Source organism: Synechococcales cyanobacterium T60_A2020_003, assembly GCA_015272205.1.
Taxonomy (GTDB): domain Bacteria; phylum Cyanobacteriota; class Cyanobacteriia; order RECH01; family RECH01; genus JACYMB01.
In genome coordinates this window covers 1-2,077 of sequence record JACYMB010000366.1, presented here as the reverse complement: position 1 = coordinate 2,077, position 2,077 = coordinate 1, and the positions used below count along the sequence as shown (strand labels likewise).

Below are 2,077 nucleotides of genomic sequence, written 5' to 3'. Positions count from 1 at the left end.
CTCGGCGTCGGAAAAGGCACTATTGAGGTGGAGTGAACCGTACTGCTGGGTCAGGGTTTGCAACTGGGTGGATAATTCCGTGGGCGACAGATTATCCCGAAAGTCAATAATCAGCGAGGCGTACTCCCCTTGGGGCTTGAGTCCTGGCAACCCAACCAGCGCAAAGAGTAGTCCTGTCACAAACAAGAAACTGAGCAGCAGACGTTTCATAGGAACTTCCCAGACGTGACGCTATGTTCTCCACAATAGCTCAGGATTTTTCCCGTTAGGGAACCAAGCTGTGACACTGATACAATGCGATCGCCCAGTTCCACTCGATCAATCTCATGAGTCTTGACCTCCAGACCATTCTTCAGCATCGTCAGCAGTTTCCTGCCCTTGCAAACAAACGTTACTTTAACTACGGCGGACAGGGCCCCATGCCCCAATCGGCGCTGATCGCTCTTCACAACGCCCACGATCGCATCCAACAAGATGGCCCCTTCTCGGTTGCGATTAACGATGAGATCCAAGAGATTATGAAGGGTCTGCGGGAGGCGATCGCCGCTGATCTGGGCACAACCGCAAAATCGATTGCCCTCACGGAAAATGTGTCGATGGGGTGCAACATGGCCCTGTGGGGAATGGATTGGCGCGAAGGCGATCATATTCTGCTGACCGACTGCGAGTATCCCAGTGTCATGACCACCGTGGAGGAACTACGGCGACGATTCGGGGTCAAGGTGACGACCTGTCCGATTATGCAAACCCTCAACGACGGTGATCCGGTACAGATGATCGAGCGGCACCTACTCGCCAACACGCGCCTCGTCATCGTCAGTCATGTTCTTTGGAATACCGGACAAGTGCTGCCTTTGGCGGACATCGTGAAGGTGTGCCACCACTACCCGACCCAGGCGTACCCAATTCAGGTTTTAGTCGATGCGGCGCAGTCGGTGGGTGTTCTCCCCTTAGAACTCGATGCCCTCGGTGCAGATTTCTATGCTTTCACCGGACATAAATGGTGGTGTGGTGCCGCCGGAGCCGGAGGATTCTACGTTCATCCCAATGCCTTTGATCGCCTCAGCCCCACCTTTGCAGGCTGGCGCGGCATTACCAAAGGCGTCATTGGCGAACCGCCCCACTGGAAGCCAGACTGCCGCCGCTTTGAAATCTCCACCTCCAGTTTTCCGCTGTACTCTGCATTAAGGGAGGCGATCGCCACCCATAACCAAGTGGGAACGGCCGCAGAGCGATACCAGCGCATTGGTCAGATGAGTGAGTATCTCTGGAAACGGCTCAGCGAGATTCCCCAAGTGCGGTGTCTTCGCACCTCGCCGCCCCAGGCCGGACTCGTTTCGTTTCGCATCCAGCATCCTGACCTGAATCATGGTCAATGGGTGGCAAACCTAGAACAACAGGGACTTTTCGTCCGAAAAATTAACCTGCCGGACTGCATTCGCGCCTCGGTTCACTACCTGACGCTGGAGGAGGAGTGCGATCAGTTGGTGGAGGCGATCGCCCAAGCTTTCTAGCCTATTTGGACTAATCGTTAGCCTGCTGAATCCAGGTTCGTACAGCCCGAATCACCTGATTCTCGCCTTGGGTTTGTCGTTGCCTTAGAAATTCATTCAGCTTAACGGCTGTCACTGGAGGTACGGCACTGCTGGTAGCAGATTCGTCGTATCCCTTCGCAGTCAGTAGATAGATCACGAGCCCGCGCTGCTTGGTGTAGCGCCAAACTTCAGCAATTCCCAGGGCTTCGTAAATCTCCATGCGCTGGGTTGAGGGACTGGTAATATCTACTTCGATCACCAAATCCGGAGGCAGATGGTCGGCGTTGTTGCATGAAAGAGGGGTTGCGGGCAGGAGAGGCATGGTAAATTTCAGTTATCACATATAAAACCTGCCATGAAACCTCAATACCGCATCCGCAACTGGTCAGAGTATAACGCTGGATTGAAGGCTAGGGGAAGCCTCACCTTCTGGATCGAAGAATCTGTGCTGGGGCAGTGGGTGGTCGAGGAGTTGAGCGGCAAACCCGGCGCGTCAGTTCTTTATAGTGACCTTGCGATTCAAACAATGGCGACCGTCAAAG

General features: G+C 54.3%; 4 protein-coding genes. 2 read left to right on the top strand and 2 right to left on the bottom strand.

The features are described from left to right. A partial coding sequence (locus IGR76_17810) for a peptidase S8 (protein MBF2080313.1) occupies positions 1 to 210 on the bottom strand: 210 nt, incomplete at its 3' end. A 116-nt stretch (positions 211 to 326) separates the two neighbouring features. Between IGR76_17810 and IGR76_17805 the strand changes: the two genes are divergently transcribed. Then, positions 327 to 1,514 (top strand): aminotransferase class V-fold PLP-dependent enzyme, encoded by a 1,188-nt coding sequence (locus tag IGR76_17805; protein MBF2080312.1) that lies wholly within the window; start codon positions 327 to 329, stop codon positions 1,512 to 1,514. A gap of 10 nt (positions 1,515 to 1,524) precedes the next feature. On the opposite strand, the gene IGR76_17800 is transcribed toward IGR76_17805, so the two are convergent. Then, on the bottom strand, positions 1,525 to 1,857 hold the full coding sequence (locus tag IGR76_17800) for a Uma2 family endonuclease (protein ID MBF2080311.1): 333 nt from the start codon (positions 1,855 to 1,857) through the stop codon (positions 1,525 to 1,527). 33 nt (positions 1,858 to 1,890) lie between these two features. Here IGR76_17800 and IGR76_17795 point away from each other — a divergent pair. Further along, a partial coding sequence (locus IGR76_17795; protein MBF2080310.1) for a transposase occupies positions 1,891 to 2,077 on the top strand: 187 nt, incomplete at its 3' end.

Excerpts from the sequence above, each read along its gene's own strand:
- IGR76_17800 (MBF2080311.1), bottom strand. The coding sequence starts at position 1,857 with ATGCCTCTCCTGCCCGCAACCCCTCTTTCATGCAACAACGCCGACCAT.
- IGR76_17805 (MBF2080312.1), top strand. The coding sequence starts at position 327 with ATGAGTCTTGACCTCCAGACCATTCTTCAGCATCGTCAGCAGTTTCCT.